This window comes from Amycolatopsis sp. cmx-8-4 (assembly GCF_046548675.1).
Taxonomy (GTDB): domain Bacteria; phylum Actinomycetota; class Actinomycetes; order Mycobacteriales; family Pseudonocardiaceae; genus Amycolatopsis.
The window spans coordinates 1-19,914 of record NZ_JAEBDZ010000009.1; the positions used below are offsets into that span (position 1 = coordinate 1).

General features: G+C 71.0%; 14 protein-coding genes and 2 pseudogenes. 5 read left to right on the top strand and 11 right to left on the bottom strand.

Annotated features, from left to right (window positions below; genetic code table 11):
* Positions 1–127 (top strand): annotated as a pseudogene (locus tag ACLJQZ_RS20190) (IS630 family transposase); the annotation flags it as partial.
* Between the two features lie 251 nt (positions 128–378).
* Here ACLJQZ_RS20190 and ACLJQZ_RS20195 read toward each other — a convergent pair.
* The 5 genes from ACLJQZ_RS20195 to eccCa all read right to left on the bottom strand — a co-directional run bounded on the left by ACLJQZ_RS20195 (position 379) and on the right by eccCa (position 7,942).
* Positions 379–669 carry a WXG100 family type VII secretion target gene (locus tag ACLJQZ_RS20195; protein ID WP_247060571.1) on the bottom strand — a complete coding sequence of 97 codons (291 nt, stop codon included), beginning with the start codon at positions 667–669 and terminating at the stop codon, positions 379–381.
* 59 nt (positions 670–728) lie between these two features.
* Positions 729–1,046, bottom strand: coding sequence for a WXG100 family type VII secretion target (locus tag ACLJQZ_RS20200; protein WP_326946032.1), 318 nt, complete (start codon positions 1,044–1,046; stop codon positions 729–731).
* A 251-nt stretch (positions 1,047–1,297) separates the two neighbouring features.
* The gene (locus ACLJQZ_RS20205; protein WP_410621524.1) at positions 1,298–1,663 is read right to left on the bottom strand and encodes a hypothetical protein; all 366 of its coding nucleotides are present in this window, start codon (positions 1,661–1,663) and stop codon (positions 1,298–1,300) included.
* Positions 1,664–1,677: 14 nt separating this feature from the next.
* Complete coding sequence (locus ACLJQZ_RS20210; RefSeq protein WP_410621525.1) at positions 1,678–3,708, bottom strand: type VII secretion-associated protein; 2,031 nt, start codon at positions 3,706–3,708, stop codon at positions 1,678–1,680.
* 217 nt (positions 3,709–3,925) lie between these two features.
* Entirely contained in the window at positions 3,926–7,942 is a 4,017-nt protein-coding gene (gene eccCa / locus ACLJQZ_RS20215) for a type VII secretion protein EccCa (RefSeq protein WP_410621526.1), read from the bottom strand.
* A 464-nt stretch (positions 7,943–8,406) separates the two neighbouring features.
* Here eccCa and eccD point away from each other — a divergent pair, with 464 nt between their 5' ends.
* The gene (gene eccD, locus ACLJQZ_RS20220; RefSeq protein ID WP_410621527.1) at positions 8,407–9,771 is read left to right on the top strand and encodes a type VII secretion integral membrane protein EccD; all 1,365 of its coding nucleotides are present in this window, start codon (positions 8,407–8,409) and stop codon (positions 9,769–9,771) included.
* Positions 9,772–9,791: 20 nt separating this feature from the next.
* Positions 9,792–11,411, top strand: coding sequence for a S8 family serine peptidase (locus tag ACLJQZ_RS20225; protein ID WP_410621528.1), 1,620 nt, complete (start codon positions 9,792–9,794; stop codon positions 11,409–11,411).
* Positions 11,412–11,420: 9 nt separating this feature from the next.
* Here ACLJQZ_RS20225 and ACLJQZ_RS20230 read toward each other — a convergent pair whose 3' ends face one another.
* The 3 genes from ACLJQZ_RS20230 to eccB all read right to left on the bottom strand — a co-directional run bounded on the left by ACLJQZ_RS20230 (position 11,421) and on the right by eccB (position 14,534).
* Positions 11,421–12,518, bottom strand: a complete 1,098-nt coding sequence (locus ACLJQZ_RS20230) for a WXG100 family type VII secretion target (protein ID WP_410621529.1) — start codon at positions 12,516–12,518, stop codon at positions 11,421–11,423.
* The gene (locus ACLJQZ_RS20235) at positions 12,515–12,832 is read right to left on the bottom strand and encodes a hypothetical protein (protein WP_410621530.1); all 318 of its coding nucleotides are present in this window, start codon (positions 12,830–12,832) and stop codon (positions 12,515–12,517) included. Before ACLJQZ_RS20235 ends, ACLJQZ_RS20230 begins: the two co-directional genes overlap by 4 nt.
* A gap of 64 nt (positions 12,833–12,896) precedes the next feature.
* On the bottom strand, positions 12,897–14,534 hold the full coding sequence (eccB, locus tag ACLJQZ_RS20240) for a type VII secretion protein EccB (RefSeq protein ID WP_410621531.1): 1,638 nt from the start codon (positions 14,532–14,534) through the stop codon (positions 12,897–12,899).
* A 576-nt stretch (positions 14,535–15,110) separates the two neighbouring features.
* Here eccB and eccE point away from each other — a divergent pair.
* Positions 15,111–16,346 (top strand): type VII secretion protein EccE, encoded by a 1,236-nt coding sequence (eccE, locus tag ACLJQZ_RS20245; RefSeq protein ID WP_326946024.1) that lies wholly within the window; start codon positions 15,111–15,113, stop codon positions 16,344–16,346.
* Positions 16,343–17,062, top strand: a complete 720-nt coding sequence (locus tag ACLJQZ_RS20250) for a hypothetical protein (RefSeq protein ID WP_247060552.1) — start codon at positions 16,343–16,345, stop codon at positions 17,060–17,062. The genes eccE and ACLJQZ_RS20250 overlap by 4 nt, the downstream gene beginning before the upstream one ends.
* A 77-nt stretch (positions 17,063–17,139) precedes the next feature.
* Here the strand turns inward: ACLJQZ_RS20250 and truA are convergent, their stop codons facing one another.
* From truA to ACLJQZ_RS20265, 3 genes and pseudogenes are all read right to left on the bottom strand, one after another.
* Positions 17,140–17,970, bottom strand: coding sequence for a tRNA pseudouridine(38-40) synthase TruA (truA, locus tag ACLJQZ_RS20255; RefSeq protein WP_410621811.1), 831 nt, complete (start codon positions 17,968–17,970; stop codon positions 17,140–17,142).
* A gap of 319 nt (positions 17,971–18,289) precedes the next feature.
* Positions 18,290–18,713: pseudogene (gene rplQ / locus ACLJQZ_RS20260) on the bottom strand (50S ribosomal protein L17); the annotation flags it as partial.
* A 44-nt stretch (positions 18,714–18,757) separates the two neighbouring features.
* Positions 18,758–19,828 (bottom strand): DNA-directed RNA polymerase subunit alpha, encoded by a 1,071-nt coding sequence (locus tag ACLJQZ_RS20265; RefSeq protein ID WP_328445489.1) that lies wholly within the window; start codon positions 19,826–19,828, stop codon positions 18,758–18,760.
* Positions 19,829–19,914: the final 86 nt, after the last annotated feature.

Here is a 19,914-nt window from a genome sequence, read left to right on the forward strand (position 1 = left end):
CGTCGCCGCGATCCGCGGTTTCATCGCCGGCTGGAATGACCGCTGCCACCCGTTCACCTGGACCAAGACCGCCGAGGAGATCCTGCCCCACGCCACCCGCCAACGAACTTCAGACGCGCGACACTAGCGTCGTGCGTCTGAGGTTCGTTGACGGGGTCCGGGCGATGCGCCCCAATGTGGCGTTGGGTGCACTGGACGCACCGAACGCCACATTGGGTGCGTTGGACGCACCCAACGCCACATTGGGGCGTTTGGGGCCGGGACGCTCCCCGCAGCCGGACTGTCTGCTGCGATGAGCCGGTTTTCCTTGTCCGGAAAAGGAAAACGGCGGGCCCCGCACCGAAGTGCGGGCCCGCCGTGGTTCCCGGGGCTAGCGGCTCAGAACAGGCCTTCGACGGCGCTGTCCGTCGACTGGTAGCCGTCGGCGATCTGCGGCAGGGCGGCGGCGATCTGCGCCAGAACCTGCTTCAGGTCCTCGAAGCTCTGGTCCCACGCGCGCTGGGCCTGGTCGTACTGCTCCTTGGCGGAACCGGTCCAGGTGGTGATCAGCGGCTTCAGGTCGTCCTTGAGGCGGTCGAACGCCTGCTGCAGCTCGCCCCCGGTCTGCGTGCAGTCGTCCGCAGCAGCGCGGATGGTGGCGTAATTGACGACAATGCCGGCATCGGACATGACGTACTCCTTCAGAAATCAAGAATTTCGGGTGAATGAAAGAAAGACGAGGGTGAAGCTCAGCCGAGCGCGTCGAACCCGCGGTTGACGGCGCCCAGGATCTCCTGCTGCTGCTGCTCGGACTTCTCGTACTTCGAACCGGCCTCGCGGAGGAGCTCCGCGATCTTCTGCAGCGCCTGGTTCATCTTGCGGGCGTCCTCGTCGAAGCGCTGCATGACGTGGTCGAACGCCTTCTGCGCGTCGCCCTGCCAGCCGGCGCGGGTGGCCTCGATGCGGTCGCGCAGCGTGGACAGGTTGCTGTCCATGCCCGCGCGGACCTCGGTGACCTTGCCCTCGGCGTCGGTGAACTGAGCAACTGTCCCTGTGAATCCAGACATGCTGGAAACCCCCTTCATAAGAGTGGTTGGCCGTGCCAGGTCGTTCGTTTGTACGGCCCTACGACGCAGACCCTGCCATGCCCGGTTCCCTCTTGTCGTGCTTCACCGGCAAGTAGTTGCTTGCGGGAACGCTCCCCCTGGGAACTGATCGCCGCCCGTTGCGGCGAATCACCCCGATCCAGCGACCAGTCACCCGAAAATACGTTCTCCACCAGCGGGGTTAGCACACGCACAGCGAACACGCGGTGAACTCACCGGCCGCGATTCATGATTCGCATTTGGGAAAAGTCTTCGTCATCGTCACTCGTTCGAGGAGTCCGAGCGGGAGATTGCGAACGCGAAGGAACCGAATCGGGAACCACGGGAGTCTCGGGGACCTCCGGAACCGCCAGCCCGCGGGCCCGGCGGAACCGTTCGGCGGCCGCCCGCAGGGTGCCGGGCGTCGGATCGCCGGACTTGGCGCCGCGACCCGTTCGCTTCAGCAATTCGACGTTTTCGCTGTGGTGGCGCTGATTGCGCGCCTTCGCGTTCCCGGAGACGCGCCGGGCGTGCGTCACGGCATCCTGGCCGATCCGCTTGAAGGACGCCGCGGCGCTCTCGAATTCTTCGGACGGCACCGCGTGCCCTCCTCTCAGTTGAGGATTTCCACCGTCCGCACGGCCTGCGTGCAGGCGGCGGCGACCCGGTCGCGCAGCTCGGGCTTCACGTACTGGCAGCCGACGTGGACCCGGATCCGGCCCTTCGCCACGACGTACCAGTCGACCTGGATGTCGGGGCGGTCCGGCTTGACCTGGTGGTAGAAGATCACCGTGCGACCCGCGTACGAGGCGCTCGGGTTGTACGCACTGTACTGGTCCGGGTCGTTGTCGGCGCTCTTCTTGAGCTCGTCCGAGAGCTTCTGCGGGTCCGCCGTCGCGTCGTAGTCCATGACGTACTCCTGCGCGACGAGCAGGTCGTTGCCGTCCGCCGACTCCTGCGGGTGGATGACGACCTGGCGGTCGGCGACCCGGTCGTCGGTCTGGACCCAGTCGGTGGGCGAGACGAACTTGAAGTCGTACTGCGAGAGCGTCCGGCCCGTCTCGGCCTGGGTGCTGTCGCGTGTGAAGAAGAGCACCCCGCCGACGACGAGCGCGGCCACGACGACCACCGCGACGGCTACGACCCCCCACAGTTTCTTGCGGTCCTTCGCGGGCGGCTCGGGCGCGGGCGGAGCCGCGGACGCGCCGCCGGGCCGGCCACCAGGGCCACTAGGGCCACCGGGGCCGCTCTGGGCGGGCTGGCCGGCCGCCGGCGTCCACGGGCGGGCCGCCGGCTGGCCGTGGGGCGGTGACGGTGGCGGCCCGGGACGGTTCGCGTTCGGCGGGGTGAACTGAGCCGGTGCGGACCGGGGTGGCGCCGGGCGCGGGGCGACGTCGCCGGGGCGGACGACCTCCGTGCGCTGCGCCGCCGGGTTCAGCGCGCCCCCCGGCACCGCGCCCATCCGGGCCATCGCCTCGCCGGGCAGCGCGCCGGTGCGGTCCGGGTCGACCAGCACCGCGCGCAGCGCGCCGCGCGCGACGACCGTCTCCGGCTGGTCGAGGCTCGTCGGGACGACGCCGGTGCGTTCGTGCACCAGCCGGGAGATCATCGGGATCCGGCTCGACCCGCCGACCAGGAAGATCGCGGTGAGCTGCTTCGGCCGCAGGCCGGCGTCGCCGATCGAGGCGACGGTCAGCTCCACCGCGCGCCCCAGCGGCGCCGCGATCAGCCGTTCGAGGTCCTCGCGGGTGACGTGCGCGTCGGCGAACGGCGGCGGCATCGGGACGTCGGTGTAGGCGTGCCGCGACAGGGTTTCCTTCGCCCCGCGCACGTCTTGGCGCAGGACACGGCGGCGTCGGCGGTCGACGAGCTCCCGGCCTTCGACGAGCTGGCGCCAGGCGTCCTGCTCCCCGCCGGCCACGAGCTCGCCGACGTGCTCCAGCAGCGCCTGGTCGATGTCCGCGCCGCCGAAGGCGGGATCTCCCCGGGTGGCGAGGACCTGGAAGCCGCCACGCTGCGGGCGGCCGGCCCGGTCCCGCGCGGTGTCCGGCGGAAGCCGGCGCACGACGCTGACGTCGACCGTGCCGCCGCCGAGGTCCAGCACCGCGAGCGCGTCGCCCGGGCGGCCGCTGAACTCGACGGTGCGGTCGTTGGTGACGTCCTGCGGTGCGAACGTCGCGGCGTGGTAGACCGCCGCCGCGACCGGCTCCGGCACCAGCGCGACCTCGCGCGCCAGCCCGCCGGCCGCCTGCCGCAGCAGCCGGGTGCGGATGGCGCCCCAGTCCGCCGGGTGGGTCAGCACGAGCAGGTCGACCTCGGCCTCGCCGGCCAGCCGGCGCGCCTCGGCGACCGCGCGGCCGAGCACGGCGTGCACGACGTCGGTGACCCGCAGGACACTGTCGCCGAGCAGCAGCTCGCCCTCGTCGATCCGCCGCTTGGGGTTGGGTTCGTAACGCGACGGGTCGACCGCCGCCTGCCGCTCGGCCTCCTGGCCGACGAACAGCGTGCCGTCGGCCGCCGCGTACACGGCCGAGGACATCAGCGGCTGGCCGTCGATCACCACGACCTGCGGATCGCGCCCGTTCACCGAGGCGACGACACAGGTACTCGATGTCCCGAAGTCCACCGCTACCCGCACTGTCACCCGAAGCTCCCGCAATATTCGCCGCGATCCCCCGCGCCACCGCGATCACGCCGGCGGGGCGCACCCTCGGGGAGGAAACCTACCCCGTCGTCGAAGGTGCGCTCCGCCGCACTGTTCCCGATCCGGCCAAAAGCAGGCCGCCACCCCCGGAGGACGCGACCATTCCACGAAACCCTTCGGCCGTGGCTGTGGCCGGATCGGGGACGAACGGCACAGTTCAGTCCGGCTGGATCCACGACACCTGGATCAACTGCTTGCCGTACTTGCGGGTCAGCATCAGGCCCCGGCCCGGCGGCATCGCACTCGGCTTGATGTTGCCGATCAGCGCACCCTCGTCGCGCGAACCGTTCATCACCATGCCCGGCGCCGCGATCTCCTTCAGCTTGCCGATGATCGGGTCGTACATCGCCTTGCTCGCACCACCGGTACGCCGCACGACCACCAGGTGCAGGCCGACGTCCTTGGCCTGCGGCAGGAAGTCCGAGATCTTCCGCAGCGGGTTGTTGGACGAGGTGGCCACCAGGTCGTAGTCGTCGACCAGGATGAACAGCTCCGGGCCCTTCCACCACGACCGCGTCTTCAGCTGCTCCTGCGTGACGTCCGGGCCGGGCAGGCGCCGCGTCATCGAGTTGAAGACGTCGTTGACCATGCTCTCCAGCTGCGCCGCCGACACCGCGTAGCCGAGCAGCGAATCGCCCTGGACGAACCCGAGCATCGAGCGCCGGTAGTCGACCAGCAGGATCAGCGCTTCCTTCGACGTGAACCGCTCGGAGATGCCCCGGGCGATCTGTCGCAGCAGGTTCGTCTTCCCCGACTCGCCGTCGGCGAACGCGTAGAAGTGCGGCTCGGCGTTGAAGTCCAGGTAGATCGGCTGCAGGTCCTCTTCGTTGACCCCGATCGGGATCAGCTTGGAGTCGCGGGCCTGGTCGAGCTTCAGCACCTCGTCGTAGGTGATCATCTCCGGCAGCAGGCGCACCTGCGGCGCCACCCGGCCCCGCCACGCCGCCTTGATCTTCGCCACCGCGTCGGCCACGCCGGACGCGATCGTCTCCGCGTCACTCGAGCCGTCGATCCGCGGCAGGCCGCCGAGCAGGTGCAGCTTCTCCCGCGTCAGGCCGCGGCCCGGCCGCCCGGCCGGGATGTTGACCGCGATCCGGCGGTCGATGTCCGACTCGGTCGGGTCACCGAGGCGCAGCTCGAACCGGGTGCCGATCATGTCCTTGATGGCCGGGCGGATGTCCGCCCACCGGTTGGCGGAGATGATGACGTGCACGCCGTAGGACAGGCCCTGGGTGGCGATCCGGGTGATCGTGGTTTCGAGCTCTTCGAAGTCGTCGCGCAGGGCCCGCCAGCCGTCGACGACCAGGAACGCGTCGCCGAACGGGTCCTGATCCGGCCGGATCTCGCCGCGGCGCTTCCGGTTGCGGAACTCGGTCATCGAGTCGATGCCCATCGCCCCGAACCGGCCTTCCCGCTCGACGAGCAGGGTGGTCAGCTCGGCCACGATCCGGCGGGCCTTGTCCGGCTCGCGCCGGGCCACGGCCACCCCGCCGACGTGCGGCAGGTCGGCCAGCCCGGCCAGGGTGCCACCACCGAGGTCGAGGCAGTAGAACTGCGCCTCTTCGGGGGTGTGCGTCAGCGCCATCGACATGATCAGCGTCCGGAGCATCGTCGACTTGCCCGACTGCGGGCCGCCGACGATCACGCCGTGGCCGGCCGCGCCGGCGAAGTCCGCCCAGAGCGGGTCACGGCGCTGCTCGTACGGCCGGTCGACGATGCCGAGCGGCACCTGCAGCCGGCCGTTGCCGAAGAAGCCGACCGGGGACAGGCCGCGGTCGTCGGTCGGGTTCAGGTTCGGCAGCAGCGTGTCGAGCGAGTTCGGGTCCTTCAACGGCGGCAGCCACACCTCGTGCGCCGGCGGGCCCTGCCCGATCAGCCGCGAGACGATGACGTCCAGCTCGCTGGGCTCGACCGCCTCTTCGGGCTGCTGCCGCTCTTCGACCTTCGGCGCCGCGTCGAACAGCTCCGGTTCCGGTTCCTTCGGCAGCTCGACGAAGTCCGGGACGAACAGCTGCGGGCGCTTGTCCGCGCGCACCACCGTCGCCGCCGGGCCCGCGGCCTGGATGCCGGCCGGCCGGTACGGGCCGGACACGTAGGACGCCTTGAACCGCACCAGCGTCGAGGTGTCGAACTTCAGGTACCCGCCACCGGGGACCGAGGGCAGCTCGAACGCGTCCGGGACGCCGATCGCGGCGCGGGACTCCGCCGCCGAGAAGGTCTTCAGGCCGATCCGGTAGGACAGGTGCGAGTCGAGACCGCGCAGCTTGCCCTCTTCCAGGCGCTGCGACGCGAGCAGCATGTGCATCTGCAGCGACCGGCCCAGCCGGCCGATCGCCACGAACAGGTCGATGAAGTCCGGCTTCGCCGCGAGCAGTTCGGAGAACTCGTCGCAGACGATGAACAGCGCGGGCAGCGGGTCGAGGTCGGCGCCGTTCTCACGGGCTTTCTCGTACTCCCAGACGTTCTTGAAGTTACCGCCGTTCTTCAGCGCTTCCTGCCGGCGGTTCATCTCGCCGGCCAGCGCGTCCTTCATGCGGTCGACCAGCGTGACCTCGTCCGCGAGGTTGGTGATGACCGCGGAGACGTGCGGCGCCTTGTCCAGACCCAGGAAGGTCGCGCCACCCTTGAAGTCGACGAGGACGAAGTTGAGCGTGCTCGACGAGTGCGTGGCCAGCATGCCCAGCACCAGCGTGCGGAGGAACTCCGACTTGCCGGAACCGGTCGCGCCGATGCACAGGCCGTGCGGGCCCATCCCCTCGGCGGCGGCTTCCTTGATGTCCAGCTCGACCGGCTGGCCGTACTCGCCGACGCCGAACGGGACGCGGTAGCGGTCGCGGATCGGCCGGGGCCGCCACGCCTGCTGGACGTCGAAGGTCATCGGGTCGCCCGGGATGCCGAGCAGCTCCAGCAGCGACGGGTTGGACAGCAGCGGCTCTTCGTCGCTGACGTCCTGCCCGGCCGCGCCGCCGACGCGGTACGGCGAGATGAGCCGCGCCAGCGACTCCGTCTCGACGACGCTCAGGGTGTCCGGGCGGCCGAACCACTCGACGCCGCCGGCACTGCGCGCACCGAGCCTGTCGGCCTCCACGACCAGCCGCAGCCCGCGGCGGGCGGCGAGGTTGCCGATGGAGTCGGACAGGTCGATCAGCGTGACGCCGACCAGGCCCTCTTCGAGGATGATCTGCTCTTCGCGGGTCACCTCGGCGTCGTCGACGATGATCACGACGTGCGGCTGGTCCGGCGCCGGGGTGGCGTTGCGGGAGAACCGCTGGCGGTCACGCAGTTCTTCGTCGAGCCAGTTTTCGATCTGGGCCAGCGAGCCGGCCATCATGCGGAGCTGGCCGATGCCGTCGGACATCGTCGGGTGCTGGGCGTGCGGCAGCCACTTCGCCCACTCCCACTCCTCCTTCGCGCGCCCCGCGGTGGCGACCGCGATCAGCACGTCGTCGGGGCTGTGGAAGGTGACCATCTGCGCGAGCATCGCGCGGGTCAGGCCGCGGGTCAGCGCCCGGTCGCCCTGCATGCTCACCGCGGCGAACCCGCGCAGCGTGATCTGGGTGGGCAGGTCCGGCACGATCGAGTGCGCGCGCACGAACCGGCGCAGCGCGAGGGTGGCGATCGGCTCCAGCTCGTCGACCGGCCCGGTCTGCGGCGGGACCAGCCGCGTCGCGAGGCGGTGCGAGCTGCGCCCGACGCGCAGGTGCAGGAAGTCCTGGTCGTTCTGCCGGCGCTCCCACATCCGGCGGCTGCCGGCCAGCGGCCACAGGGACTGGGGGTCCGGGTGCACCCACTCGAGCGCGGCCCGCTGATCGACCATCGCCTCGCGGGCGCGATCGCGCATCTGGCCCAGGTAACGGAGGTAGTCCTTGCGGTCCTCGTCCATCTCGGCGCGCTTGGCGCCACCGCCCTTGCCGCCACCGCCGGCCATCATCCCGAGCGTCCCGACGACCATCATGCCGCCCATGGCCATCATCATCGGGTTCCGGTTGCTGGCCTGGAACATGAAGACCATCATCCCGAGCGACGCCACGATCATCACGATCGGCAGCGCCTTCATGACGATGTTGCCGGGGATGACGCGGGGCACCTCGGGCGGCGGCTCGAGGTGCACCTCGCCACCCGGCGGGCGCGGTGCCGCCAGCCGCGGCGACTTCTTGAACTGCAGCGTGCTCATCGAAGGACCCCTCATTCAAACTCGACGATGGCGGCCACCGTTTAGTGCGCAGGGTGCGCGGAACAACCTAGCGAACGTCGCGGAGGAATTCCGGCGGATGCCGCAACCGCCTCTGTGACCCACGTCGGGCGTCCCTGCCCTCGTCCGGCGAGTGTACGGCCCACGACCGACAGTCATGATCGCTCGGCGAAATCCGCTTTCACACTCTTGGTTACAGCCGGTTCACCCTTGGCGACAAGCGTGCTGACCATGATCCGGCGATGATCACCGTGCGGAGGGCCTCTTCTCCCGCTTCTCCCGCGACGACGTCATCACCAAGAAGCGAACTCGTACCGACCTGCGGCGGGCAGTGATTTCGGACGTTCGATGATGTCGGCGCCCGGGTCCGGTATAAGTTCCCCCGGGAGCAGTATCAACCGAGCGGGGGCAGTGCAGTGGCTACGGGCACGACAGTTTTCAGCAGGGTGACGGTGGTGGCGCCCTCCACCCGGATCGACGTGGCGCTGCCCGCCGACGTCGCGGTGGCCGATCTCCTCCCGATGCTGCTCGACATGGCCAAGGAGTCGTCGCCCGACGGCGGCGCCCGCCACGGCGGCTGGGCGCTGGCCAAGCTCGGCGACGCCCCGCTCGACCCCAGCCGCACGCTCGCCTCGCTCGGCGTCGTCGACGGCGAGCTGTTGCAGCTGCGCAAGCGCAACGAGAACCCGCCGCCACCGCTGTACGACGACGTCGTCGACGCGATCGCCGAGTCCTCCCCGGACAGCTTCCGGCCGTGGACCAAGGAAACGGCCAACCGCTTCGGGCACGTCGCGGGCGGGCTGGCGCTGGTCGTCGCCGCCGTGGCGCTGTTCTTCAGCGGATCGTTCTACGGCGGCAGCGCGCTCGGCGCGGCCATCGCCGGCGGCATCGGCGCGATCGCGTGCGTCGCGGTCGGCGCGACGCTCGCCAAGGCGTACCAGGCCGAGTCGACCGGCGTGCTGGTCGCCGCGGCCGGCGGGCTGCCACTGGCCTTCGTCAGCGGCTTCTACATCGTGCCGGGGCTGTCGCTGCGCGCGAACCTGCTGCTCGGCGCGGTGCTCGTGATCATCGTCGCCTCGGTCTGCATCATGGTCATCGGCGCCGGCATCACGACGTTCATCGCCGCCGCCACCGCGGGCACCTTCGGGGCGCTGGCGTTCCTGTTCGGCACGCTCATCGCGCACCCGGCCGCCGGCATCGCGGCCGGCACCATCGCGGTCGCGCTCGCCTGCATCTCGATCCTGCCGCGCGCCACGATCTGGCTCGCGAAGCTGCCACTGCCGCACGTCCCGGGCAGCGCGGAGGAGCTCAAGGAAGACTCCGGTTTCCCCGACTACCGGGCGATCGAGCACCGCACGGCGATCGCGCACCACTACATGACCGGCCTGATGATCGGCTGCGGTGCCACGGTCGCGGTGGCCGCGGTCATCGCCTCGTCGGCGCCCGGCGTGTTCGGCATCATCCTCGGCGTCGTCGCGACGCTCGTGCTGCTGCTGCGCGCCCGCGCGTACGCGAACGGCAGCCAGGCCATCGCCCTGCTCACCACGGGCATGGTCTCGGCGACCGGCATCGCGATCGGCTGGCTGACGACGTCGAGCCCGCAGAACCGCCTGCTCATCGTCTTCGGCGTGCTGATCCTGCTGGCCGCGGGCGCGCTCGTGGTCGGCGTGATCTTCCCGAACCAGCGCTTCTCGCCGCCGCTGCGGCGCACGGTGGAGATCATCGAGGCGCTCTGCATCGCGTCGGTGCTCCCGCTCGCCCTGGGTGTGATGGACCTCTACACCACCCTGCGGCACCTGAACTTCAAGTGACCGGATCGGGTGAATCTCGGATGGCAGCAGGACGCCGCTTCGGCGCGACCCGGCGAACGACCACGGCGTTGCTGGCCGGCACCATCGGCGTGCTCGCGCCGCTCGGCGTCGCGTTGCCGGTGTGGGCGCAGACGGCCCCGGCGGACGGCTACTACGCGACCCCGCCGCCGGTGGACGACAGCAAGCTGATCCCGGACGAGCGCAAGCCGGACAAGGCCTACAAGCAGTCGAAGGGCTGCGTCCAGCGCGCCGTCCTCGGCCAGACCGTCGAGATCAAGAACCGGCCCTGGGGCCAGGAGTACCTGCAGATCGCCAAGGCGCAGGACATCGTCAAGGCCGCCACCGGCAGCGCCGGCGGCGGGATCAAGGTCGCGGTGGTCGACACCGGCGTGACCCCTCACCCGTGGCTCAAGGACCGGCTGGTGTCGGGCGGCGAATACGTCTCGACACCGAAGAGCGCCGCGCCGGGGCTGGAGGACTGCGACGGGCACGGCACCGAAGTCGCCGGGATCATCGCGGGCAAGCCGGACAACCCCGAGGTCGGGTTCGTCGGCGTCGCCCCGGACGCGACGATCGTGTCCTACCGCCAGCTGAGCGAGAACTACGAGCCCGACACGACTCCCCCGTCGTCGACCCCGCCGGCCAGCAGCAGCGGAACCCCGTCGTCGAGCACGAACCCGCCGTCCGGCTCCGAAAGCTCACTGCCTCCGAGCGGCAACGGAGGCGGCAGCGGAGGCGGTGACGGGACTTCGCCCGGGCAGACCAACAGCGGCCGCCAGCTGGAGAAGGCCGGCACCGCGGGCACGCTCAAGACGCTGGCCGAAATCATCCACGGCATCGCCCAGCGGGGCGAAGCCAGTGTCATCAACATGTCGGTCGACAACTGCCGCGCCGCGACGGGGTCGATCACCGAGGGCGAGCAGCAGGTTCAGGCAGCCGTGCACTACGCGGCGTCACAGAACATCGTCGTCATCGCCGCCGCGGGCAACGCGACGGACACCTGCCCGCAGAACGACCAGGCGGACGCGCGCAAGCCGAAGACGATCGTGACGCCGCCGTGGTTCGCCGACGACGTCCTGTCCGTGGGCGCGATCGACAGCACCGGCGGGGTGGCGCCGTTCAGCGTGCACGGCCCGTGGGTGGGCGTCGCGGCCCCCGGTACCCAGATCATCTCGCTCGATCCCGCCGTGGGGTCGCCGGGCTTGGCGAACCTGACGTTCGAAAGCGGCGACAAGGCGAGCGAGATCCAGGGCACGAGCTTCGCGGCGCCCTACGTCGCCGGCCTCGCGGCGCTGGTCCGGGCGAAGTACCCCGACCTCGACGCGAAGAAAGTCATCAACCGGATCAAGGAAACGGCCCAGCACCCGGCCGCTCCGGGTGGACGGGACAACTTCGTCGGTTACGGCGTCATCGACCCGGTGGCGGCGCTGACGCAGAGCCTGCCGTCGGAGGTCGGGGTCGTGGCCTCGGACCCCGGCCCGCAGATGGCCCAGCTCCCTCCGGCCAACGACCACAGCTCGACCCCGATGATCGTGGCCCTCGCCGGCACCGGTGGCGGTCTGGTGGCCCTGCTGATCACGCTCTTCGTGATGCGCACGATCCGCCGCAACCGCCCGGAGCCCACGGGCCCGGTCCGCTGACCGCGGGCGCTACTGCTTCGCGGGCGGCTTGGGCTTCGGCGCCGTCTCGTCCTCGCCGATCACCGGCGGGGCGACCAGGTCCGGCTCGCCGAGCAGTTCCGACGACTTGATCATCGGCCGGTTCTTCGACGGCCGGCGGGCCTGGCCGCCGCCTCCGCCGAAGCCGCCGATGCCCATCATCGGCATCATCGGCATGCCCGACGCGCTGTGGTCCGGGGTGCTTTCGACCACCGGTGCGACCGGCTGCTGGACGGCCGCGTCCGCCGGCTGACCGGAGCCGGTGTGCTTGCCCTCCTCCACCGCAGACGCCGTCATGACCTCGTCCGAACCCGAGTCCGCCGAAGTCGTCGAAGTCGTCGAAGAAACCGCCGTCGCACCGGATTCCGTGTCCTGCAACCGAAACCGGTCCTGCGGGTACCGGTGGTTGATCTCGACGCTGCGGGTGACGACGTCGGGGTCGTCGACCCCGTCGCACAGCCGGTCGAACGCCTCCAGGACATCGCGCGCGGTCTCGTACAGCGCCTTCGCCGACTCCTGCGTCTCCCGCAGCTGCGTCCGCGCCCGCCGGGTGCCGCCGCTGGGGAGCGTCATCGACTCCGACACCAGTTCCGCCGCGTCCACCAGCACTTCGACGAGGTCGACGACGACGTGGCGCAAGGTCGTCACCAGGTCGTCGAGGGCGCCGGCCAGGACGGTCAGCGCTTCCTGGAGGTCGCCGCCCGCGGCGCCGATCTCGCGGATGTACCCGACGAACGCGTCCGCGTCCCGGCCTTCCCAGCCGCCGTCCAGGCGGCCGAGCTGGTCGTCGAGCCGGGCGGACACCTCCGCCGCCGCGGCGGCCGCCTGGCGCAACCGGCCGGCTTCGGCGCCGAGGTCGCTCCAGCGGCCGATCAGCGGGCGGAAGTACGTCTCGACGGGGTCGATCAGCCCCAGCTGGCCCGAAAGGTCCGAGAGGTACGCCAGGTACGGCTCGGCCGCGGCGGCGATCTCGTCGCCTTCCGCGTTCGGCCCGAAGGTGACGGCGGGAACCGCCGCGGAGGCGACCGTCCGCTTGGCCAGGGGGTGCGGGATGGAAGCGGTGGACGCTTCCGGTTCGGCGAACGTCATTCGAGCCTCCCGGCGCGCTCGATCAGCTCCGCGGCCTGGGCGTCCTGGTCGCTGTGGCGCACCGTGACGTGCCGCAGCGCCTCCGCGGCCGACCGCAGCGCCTCGGCGCCGTCGGCCAGCTGCTGCCGCAACGCGCCGGCCGCGCGGCCGTACGACGCACCGAGGCCGATCTGCGCCCCCAGCGCGCCGTAGGACTCGTCGGAGACGCCTTCGCCGCCCACCTCGGCCGCCGCCGAATCCAGCTCGGCAGCGGCCTCCTCAGCCGTCTTGGCGTACCCGGCGACGACAACGCCGTCCATCCTCAAGCCGGCCACGGCACCTCCGCTCGCGAAAAGACCATCCGAGCCTGTGACGCGCCGAGCGGCCCGATGGTTCCGCTCAGCTGCCCGGCTGCGGGCCGGGCGTCGGGAACGAGCCGGCGTTCGGGTCGATCGGCACGGAGTCGAACTCCCGCAGGACGTCCTGGGTGTTCAGCGAAGCACCGGTCGGCAGCAGGCCGATGATCGACTCCGGCGCCGGTTGCCGGTTGTTCAGGCCGATCGCGTCCGCGGTCGTGGCGTCCGGGACGCTGTAGCGGATGCCGCGATCGGAGATCAGCTGGATCGAGCCCTTGCCGAAGCTCGCCTGGCCGGTGGCGGACTGGACGACCGCGGCGAACCCGGGCTGCAGGTAGAACCCGTTGACCGGCACGCGGTTCGGGCCCGGCGTGGTGACCTTGATCGTGCTGAACTTGTCGCCGTGGCTGTTCTGGCCCGGCAGCTGGGTGTCGATGTACACCGAGGTGTGGGCGTCGCGGTTGTTGCCGTCGCCGACCACCGACCAGCCGAGGCAGGCGACCGCCGAGTTCTTCGTCGCGTCGAGGATCGTCGGGACCGAGCGCGGGAAGTCGTCGACCTTGATGTAGTCCGGGTCGGTGGGCTGCAGGACGCGCACGCCGGAGAGCTTGTCGAGGCCGAGCGTCTGGAGCTTGCTCGCGCTGCCGTGCTTCGCGACGCGGATGACGTCGGCGACCGCGTTCGACACCTGCTGGATGCCGCCGGTGGTGATGGCCCAGTACTTCGGCTGGTCGCCGGTCGGCTGCGTGGAGAAGACGTCGCCCGCGGTCAGCCCGTCGAAGTCGGCCGGCGCCGCGCCGTCCGCGATGTTCGGCGGCGTCAGGCGCGCGACCTCGGGGATCGCGTTCAGCAGGCCCTGCGTGATCTTCCGCGGCTTCTGCTGCAGCCCGAGCGCCGTGCGGACGGCGTCGTTGGTGTTGTTGACGTCGATCTCGGCGCGCACCGTGTTGGCGTTGGGACGGTTCTGCGTGCTCGGCAGGCGGTAGATCAGGTACGTCTTGCCGTTGTCCGCCGCCGCCAGCAGCGCTTCCTTGTCCCCCAGTTCCGTGCCGAGGGCGCTCGGCGCGATTCCGCCGAAGACGTAGGTGTTGGTCTTGTTCACGCTGTCGGGCTGCGGCAGCGACGGATCGAGCTGAACCTGGTCGCAGACGGCCCAATTCGCGGAAATCCGCTGCGAATCCCCCGGAATCAACTGAGGGCCGTCCGGAATTCCGGTCAGCTTTCCGCGCGGGATGTTCTTCAGCTGTTCATCGGAAACGACCGTGGGATTCTTCACAGCGGCCGGGCTCGCCGCTGCCGCCGGCGCCGCCACGCTGTTGCCGCCGGCCGCACCGGACGACTGCTTCGACTGGGCGAGCAGCAACAACCGCGCGGACGCGAGGTTGAAGGTCGGGACGAGCGTCTTCGGGTTCCCCATCACGACGTAGACCGTGCCGGACTGCTCGCCGATCACGATGCCGCCGGCCTCGGGCACCGACGGCGCCGGGCTGAGCAGGCCCCAGACGACGAACACGATGGCGCCGAGAGCGCCGAGCACAACACCGACGATCGTGGCCCTCGTGTGGGTGCGCATCGGGTCGTGCAGCATCACGGCGTCGCGCCGGACCAGTGCCGACTGCATCCGGCGCAGGACGAACTTGTACGCCTGAACCTGAGACTTAGTCGTGGGTGTTGATGGCATTCTCGACCTACAGCTCTCCCCGTCGCGGTACGGTTCCGCAGGATAGCCGTACGGGGACCGTCTGGTGTGGGGTTTCTACCAACTCAAGCTAGTGTCGGACTCCCCGGGACCCGGCTTCCGGGTACGCAGCAAGCACGAGGGGAAGAGAAAGCGCGGATGTCCGTCACCAACCCTCCACGTCCGCCTGGCCCGCCCGGGCCCCCGCCGCCCGGCCGTCAGCCGGGCCCGCCGCCGCGGCCGGGCAGACCGACCGGCCCCAACGTCCTTCCCGGTGGCCCTGGCGGACCCGGTGGGGTGCCGAGTGGCCCCGGTGGCGGACCCGGCGGACCCCAGGGGCCTGGTGGCGGACCCGGCGGACCCCCTCGCGGCCCCGGCGGACCCGGTCCCGGCCCTGGTGGCCCCGGCGGACCGGGTCGTCCCGGTCCCGGTGGCCCGGGCGGACCTGGCGGACCGGGAGGTCCCGGTGGGCCTGGTGGCCCGGGCGGACCTGGTGGCCCGGGCGGTCCCAGCGGCCCCCAGGGGCCCGGGGCCGGTGACTCCGGCGGCCCGGCCACTTCCCCGGCCGGCGCGACCCGGATGGCCCCGCCCGCGCGGCGCCGGTCCTCGGGTGTGAACCTCGGCCCGCTCCCCGTGGCGAACCTCGTCGTGCTCGAGGTCGGTCTCGCGGTCGGGCTGGTGCTGCTCGCCATCGACATGTCGTTGAAGTACGTGGGGATCGGCATCCTCGCGGCCGCCCTGATCGTCGCGCTGCTGCGCTGGCGCGGCCGCTGGTTCACCCAGTGGGTCGGCCTGACGATGCGGTACTCCTTCCGGTCCCACGACCGCGTCGCCGAGCCGCTGCCGCCGAGCAGCGTCGAGGCGATGGCGGCCGAGGAGACCGCGGTGACCGGCGCGGACGACGCCCGCGTGAACCTGCTCCGCATCGCCGTCCCGGACCTCGTCGTCGCGCACGGCGTCGACCACGAGCGCCAGCAGGTCGGGCTCGCCTGGCACGACGGCTCCTGGACGGCCGTGCTGCTCGTCGAGCCCACCCCGGCGATGATCACCCAGGCCGGTGACGCGCCGAGCCTGCCGCTCGCGGCGCTCGCCCCGTGCCTGGAGGACCGCGGCGTCGTCCTCGACTCCATCCAGATGATCTGGCACTGCTACCCGGGCAGCGCGGCGCTGCCGTCGGACTCGCCCGCGCTGAGCTCCTACATGGAGGTGCTCGGCCCGCTGCCCGCGGCGGCGCGGCGGACGACGTGGGTCGCGATCCGGCTGGACCCGAAGCGCTGCCCGGCGGCGATCCGGGAGCGCGGCGGCGGCGTCGTCGGCGCCCACCGCGCGCTGATCGGCGCGCTTTCCCGCGTGCGCAACGCCTTGGAGTCCCAAGGCGTCCCGACCCGGCCGCTCGACCCGGACGAATTGCTGCGCGCGAGCATTTCCGCCGCGGAGCTGACGTCGGTCGCCGGCTCGCCGGACAAGGTGATGCTGCAGGAGCGGTGGTCCGGCGTGACCGCGGCCGGCATCGGCCACGCGAGCTACGCGATCACCGGCTGGCCGAAGGGCAAGATCACCGGCAGCCTGAACGCGCTGACGAGCGTCCGCGCGCTGTCCGCGACGGTCGCGATGTCCATCTCACCGGCGTCCGACGAGGGCAAGATCGGGCTGCGCGGCGTGGTCCGGCTCAGCGCGCGCAACCCGCGTGAGCTCGACGCCGCCGACCAGCGGCTGCACGGGCTGTCCGAGCGGCTGGGAGTGGTTCTGACGCCGCTGCGCGGGCTGCAGGTCTCCGCGCTCGCCGCGACGTTGCCTATCGGAGGTACGGCATGACTTCCCGTCTCCGCGACGCCGGGCAGAACACCGGTGTGGCGCCGGAGTTCACCGTGGACCCCGCGATGCTCGACGCGATCAGCCCGTCGGGTGACCGCGGTGGCATCGTGCTCGGCTCGGGCCTCAAGGGCGAGCCGCTGACGATCTCGGCGCTGCGCTCGACGCCGACCCGCATCGTGCTGGTGGGCGGGCTGTACCTGGCCCGCCAGGTCGCGATGCGCGCGATGGCCGTCGGCGCGTGGGTCGTGGTGGCCACGGGCCGCCCGACCGAGTGGCAGGTGCTGTCCCGCGCGGCCGGCAGCCGCGACGGCCGGCCGTCCCCGCTGGTCCAGATCCGCCGGCTGTCCCCGGTCGAGCTGCCCCGCCCGTCGGAGGACGCCCCGCTGCTGGTGGTCACCGACGGCGGCCCGACCCCGCAGGACCTGTTCCCGCCGAGGTCACCGTGGCAGACGACGATCTACGTCCTCCCGTACCTGCACCCCCAAGCGGGCGCGACGGCGAACGCGGCGGACCTGGTGCTGATGCAGCGCCTCCCGGCCGGCCAAGCCGAGCTGGCGGCCCGCATCTGGCGCCTGCCGCCGCAGATGATGCGCCAGCTGACGACGTTGAAGGACGACCAGGTGGTAGCCCTGGGCCGCAACCTCTGGCGCCCGCTGCGCCTGGTGACGACGGGCAAGGAGCAGCAGCTCCTGGGCCCCGTCCGCCGCGGCGACTGAGGTCCTCCCCGCTCGCAGGAAAGCCGTGAAGGCCTCCTTACCGGCCATAAGAGCCGGGAAGGAGGCCTTCACGGCTTTCAGGGCGAGGTGCGGACGTTGCGCGTCTGCTCGGCCCGTGCGGCGAGTTCGGTGTCCGGCGGGTAGTCGACCGCGGTCAGGGTCAGGCCGTGGGCCGGGGCCACCGCGCTGTCGCGGACGCCGCTCGCCAGGACCTCCGCGGGCCACGAACCGGCGCGGCGGCCGTCGCCCACCAGGAGCAGGGCTCCGACCAGGCTGCGGACCATCGAGTGGCAGAACGCGTCCGCGGAGACCTCGACCTCCAGCAGGTGCTCGTCCACCCGGCGCCAGACCAGGCGCTGCAGCTCGCGGATCGTCGTGCCCGTGTCGCGTTGCTTGCAGTACGCCGCGAAGTCCTGCAGGCCCAGCAACGCCGAAGCCGCGTCGTTCATCGCGTCCGTCGACAGTGGACGGTTCCAGGCCAGCGTGTCGTTGCGGCGCAACGGGTCCACGCCCCAGGGGGCGTCCGAGACGCGGTAGCGGTAGTGGCGGCGGACCGCCGAGAACCGGGCGTCGAAACCCGCAGGTGCCACGCGGGCGCCCAGGACGCGCACGTCGCCCGGCAGGAGGCGGTTCCAGCGCCCGGCCATCCGGGTCAGGTCCGGAATGCCTTCGGCGGAGATCGGGACCCGGCTCGAAGCCGAAGGGGCCAGCGGCACGACGTCGACGTGCACCACCTGGCCGGCCGCGTGCACCCCGGCGTCCGTGCGGCCCGCCACGACCACCGCCTTCGGCACCGAGGCGCCCGGCGGCTGACGCTGCAGGGCCTCCTCCAGCACCGCCTGGACCGTGCGGCGGCCCGGCTGGCGGGCCCAGCCCGAGAAGTCCGTGCCGTCGTAGGAGACGTCCAGGCGCAGACGAACGAGCCCGCCGTCCCCAGCGGGGATGGCGGGCTCGTTCGGAACGGCTTCCGTCGTCAGGACTCGTCGTCCTGCTGCGACGGCGGCAGCGAGAAGCCCGCGGCTTCCGCGGCCTCGGCGGTGGCGAACCACACCTCGGCCTTGGTCTGCTCGTAGTACGGGCTTTCCTCGGTGTGGTAGTACTTCGACTCGTCGTTGCCCTTGATCGGGAAGCCCTCGGGCTGCGTCCCGTCCTCGAGCGGCGCGTGGCTGCCCTCACCGTAGGGAGCCTCCGAAGCGGCTTCCTCGGCGGCCGGAGCGGCTTCGACAGCGGCGGCCGGCTTCTCGTCCTTGGCGAACTTGGTCTTGCGCGCGCGCTCGGCCTCGCTCGTCACGGTCTTCTCGTTCACCAGCTCGATGACGGCCATCTTGGCGTTGTCGCCCTTGCGGGCCATCGTCTTGGTGATGCGGGTGTAACCACCGGGACGCTCCGCGAAGTGCGGACCGATCTCGGCGAACAGCTTGTGGACAACGTCCTTGTCACGGACGACGCGCTGAACCTGACGGCGGTTGTGCAGGTCGCCCCGCTTCGCCTTCGAGATCAGCTTCTCGGCCAGCGGGCGGACCCGCTTCGCCTTCGCCTCGGTGGTGGTGATCTTGCCGTGCTCGAACAGCTGCGTGGCCAAGTTGGCCAGGATCAGCCGCTCGTGCGCGGCTGATCCGCCGAGCCGGGCTCCCTTGGTAGGGGTGGGCATTGGTTCTCCTACTAGTTCAGCTCGCAGCGTCCAGGCACAGAGCCCTAGAGCTGCTCGGTCTCTGCGTAGTCCTGGCCATCGTCGTGGCCGTCCGAAATCCCGTCGGCGATGCCACCGACACCCTCCGACCAGCCTTCACCGTCGTAGCTGGCGGCTGCCGCGGTCGGGTCGAACCCGGGCGGGCTGTCCTTCAGCGCGAGGCCGAGACCGACGAGCTTCAGCTTGACCTCGTCGATCGACTTGGCGCCGAAGTTGCGGATGTCGAGCAGGTCCGCCTCGCTGCGCGAGACCAGCTCGCCCACCGTGTGGATGCCCTCGCGCTTGAGGCAGTTGTACGACCGGACGGTGAGATCCAGGTCCTCGATCGGCATCGCGTAGGCGGCGATGGTGTCCGCTTCCTGCGGCGACGGGCCGATCTCGATGCCCTCGGCGTCGACGTTCAGCTCGCGGGCGAGACCGAACAGCTCCGTCAGCGTCTTACCGGCCGACGCGACCGCGTCGCGCGGCGTGATCGACGGCTTGCTCTCGACGTCCAGGATCAGCTTGTCGAAGTCGGTGCGCTGCTCGACACGGGTGGCCTCGACCTTGTAGGTCACCTTCAGCACCGGCGAGTAGATCGAGTCGACCGGGATCCGGCCGATCTCCGCGCCCGCCTGCTTGTTCTGCAGGGCCGGAACGTAACCGCGGCCGCGCTCGACGACGAGCTCGATCTCGAGCTTGCCCTTGCCGTTCAGCGACGCGATGTGCAGGTCCGGGTTGTGCACGGTGACACCGGCCGGCGGCACGATGTCGGCCGCGGTGACCTCACCGGGGCCCTGCTTGCGCAGGTACATGGTGACCGGCTCGTCCTCTTCCGAGGACACCACGAGCTCCTTGAGGTTCAGGATGATGTCGGTGACGTCTTCCTTCACCCCGGGAACGGTGGTGAACTCGTGCAGCACGCCGTCGATGCGGATGCTCGTCACGGCCGCGCCCGGGATGGACGACAGCAGCGTGCGCCGCAGCGAGTTGCCGAGGGTGTAACCGAAGCCGGGCTCCAGCGGTTCGATGGTGAACCGGGAACGGGTCTCGTTGACCGTCTCTTCGCCGAGAGCCGGCCGCTGGGAAATCAGCATTCTTCCTTGTTCCTTTCCAGACGACGCCCGCCATATGACGTCGAAGGGATGGCGAGGCGGCGGCGCACTCTGGGCGCCGCCGCCCG

Excerpts from the sequence above, each read along its gene's own strand:
- ACLJQZ_RS20200 (WP_326946032.1), bottom strand. The coding sequence starts at position 1,046 with ATGTCTGGATTCACAGGGACAGTTGCTCAGTTCACCGACGCCGAGGGC.
- ACLJQZ_RS20230 (WP_410621529.1), bottom strand. The coding sequence starts at position 12,518 with ATGACGTTCGCCGAACCGGAAGCGTCCACCGCTTCCATCCCGCACCCC.
- eccB (WP_410621531.1), bottom strand. The coding sequence starts at position 14,534 with ATGCCATCAACACCCACGACTAAGTCTCAGGTTCAGGCGTACAAGTTC.
- ACLJQZ_RS20250 (WP_247060552.1), top strand. The coding sequence starts at position 16,343 with ATGACTTCCCGTCTCCGCGACGCCGGGCAGAACACCGGTGTGGCGCCG.
- ACLJQZ_RS20225 (WP_410621528.1), top strand. The coding sequence starts at position 9,792 with ATGGCAGCAGGACGCCGCTTCGGCGCGACCCGGCGAACGACCACGGCG.
- eccCa (WP_410621526.1), bottom strand. The coding sequence starts at position 7,942 with ATGAGCACGCTGCAGTTCAAGAAGTCGCCGCGGCTGGCGGCACCGCGC.
- ACLJQZ_RS20195 (WP_247060571.1), bottom strand. The coding sequence starts at position 669 with ATGTCCGATGCCGGCATTGTCGTCAATTACGCCACCATCCGCGCTGCT.
- ACLJQZ_RS20265 (WP_328445489.1), bottom strand. The coding sequence starts at position 19,828 with ATGCTGATTTCCCAGCGGCCGGCTCTCGGCGAAGAGACGGTCAACGAG.
- eccE (WP_326946024.1), top strand. The coding sequence starts at position 15,111 with ATGGCCCCGCCCGCGCGGCGCCGGTCCTCGGGTGTGAACCTCGGCCCG.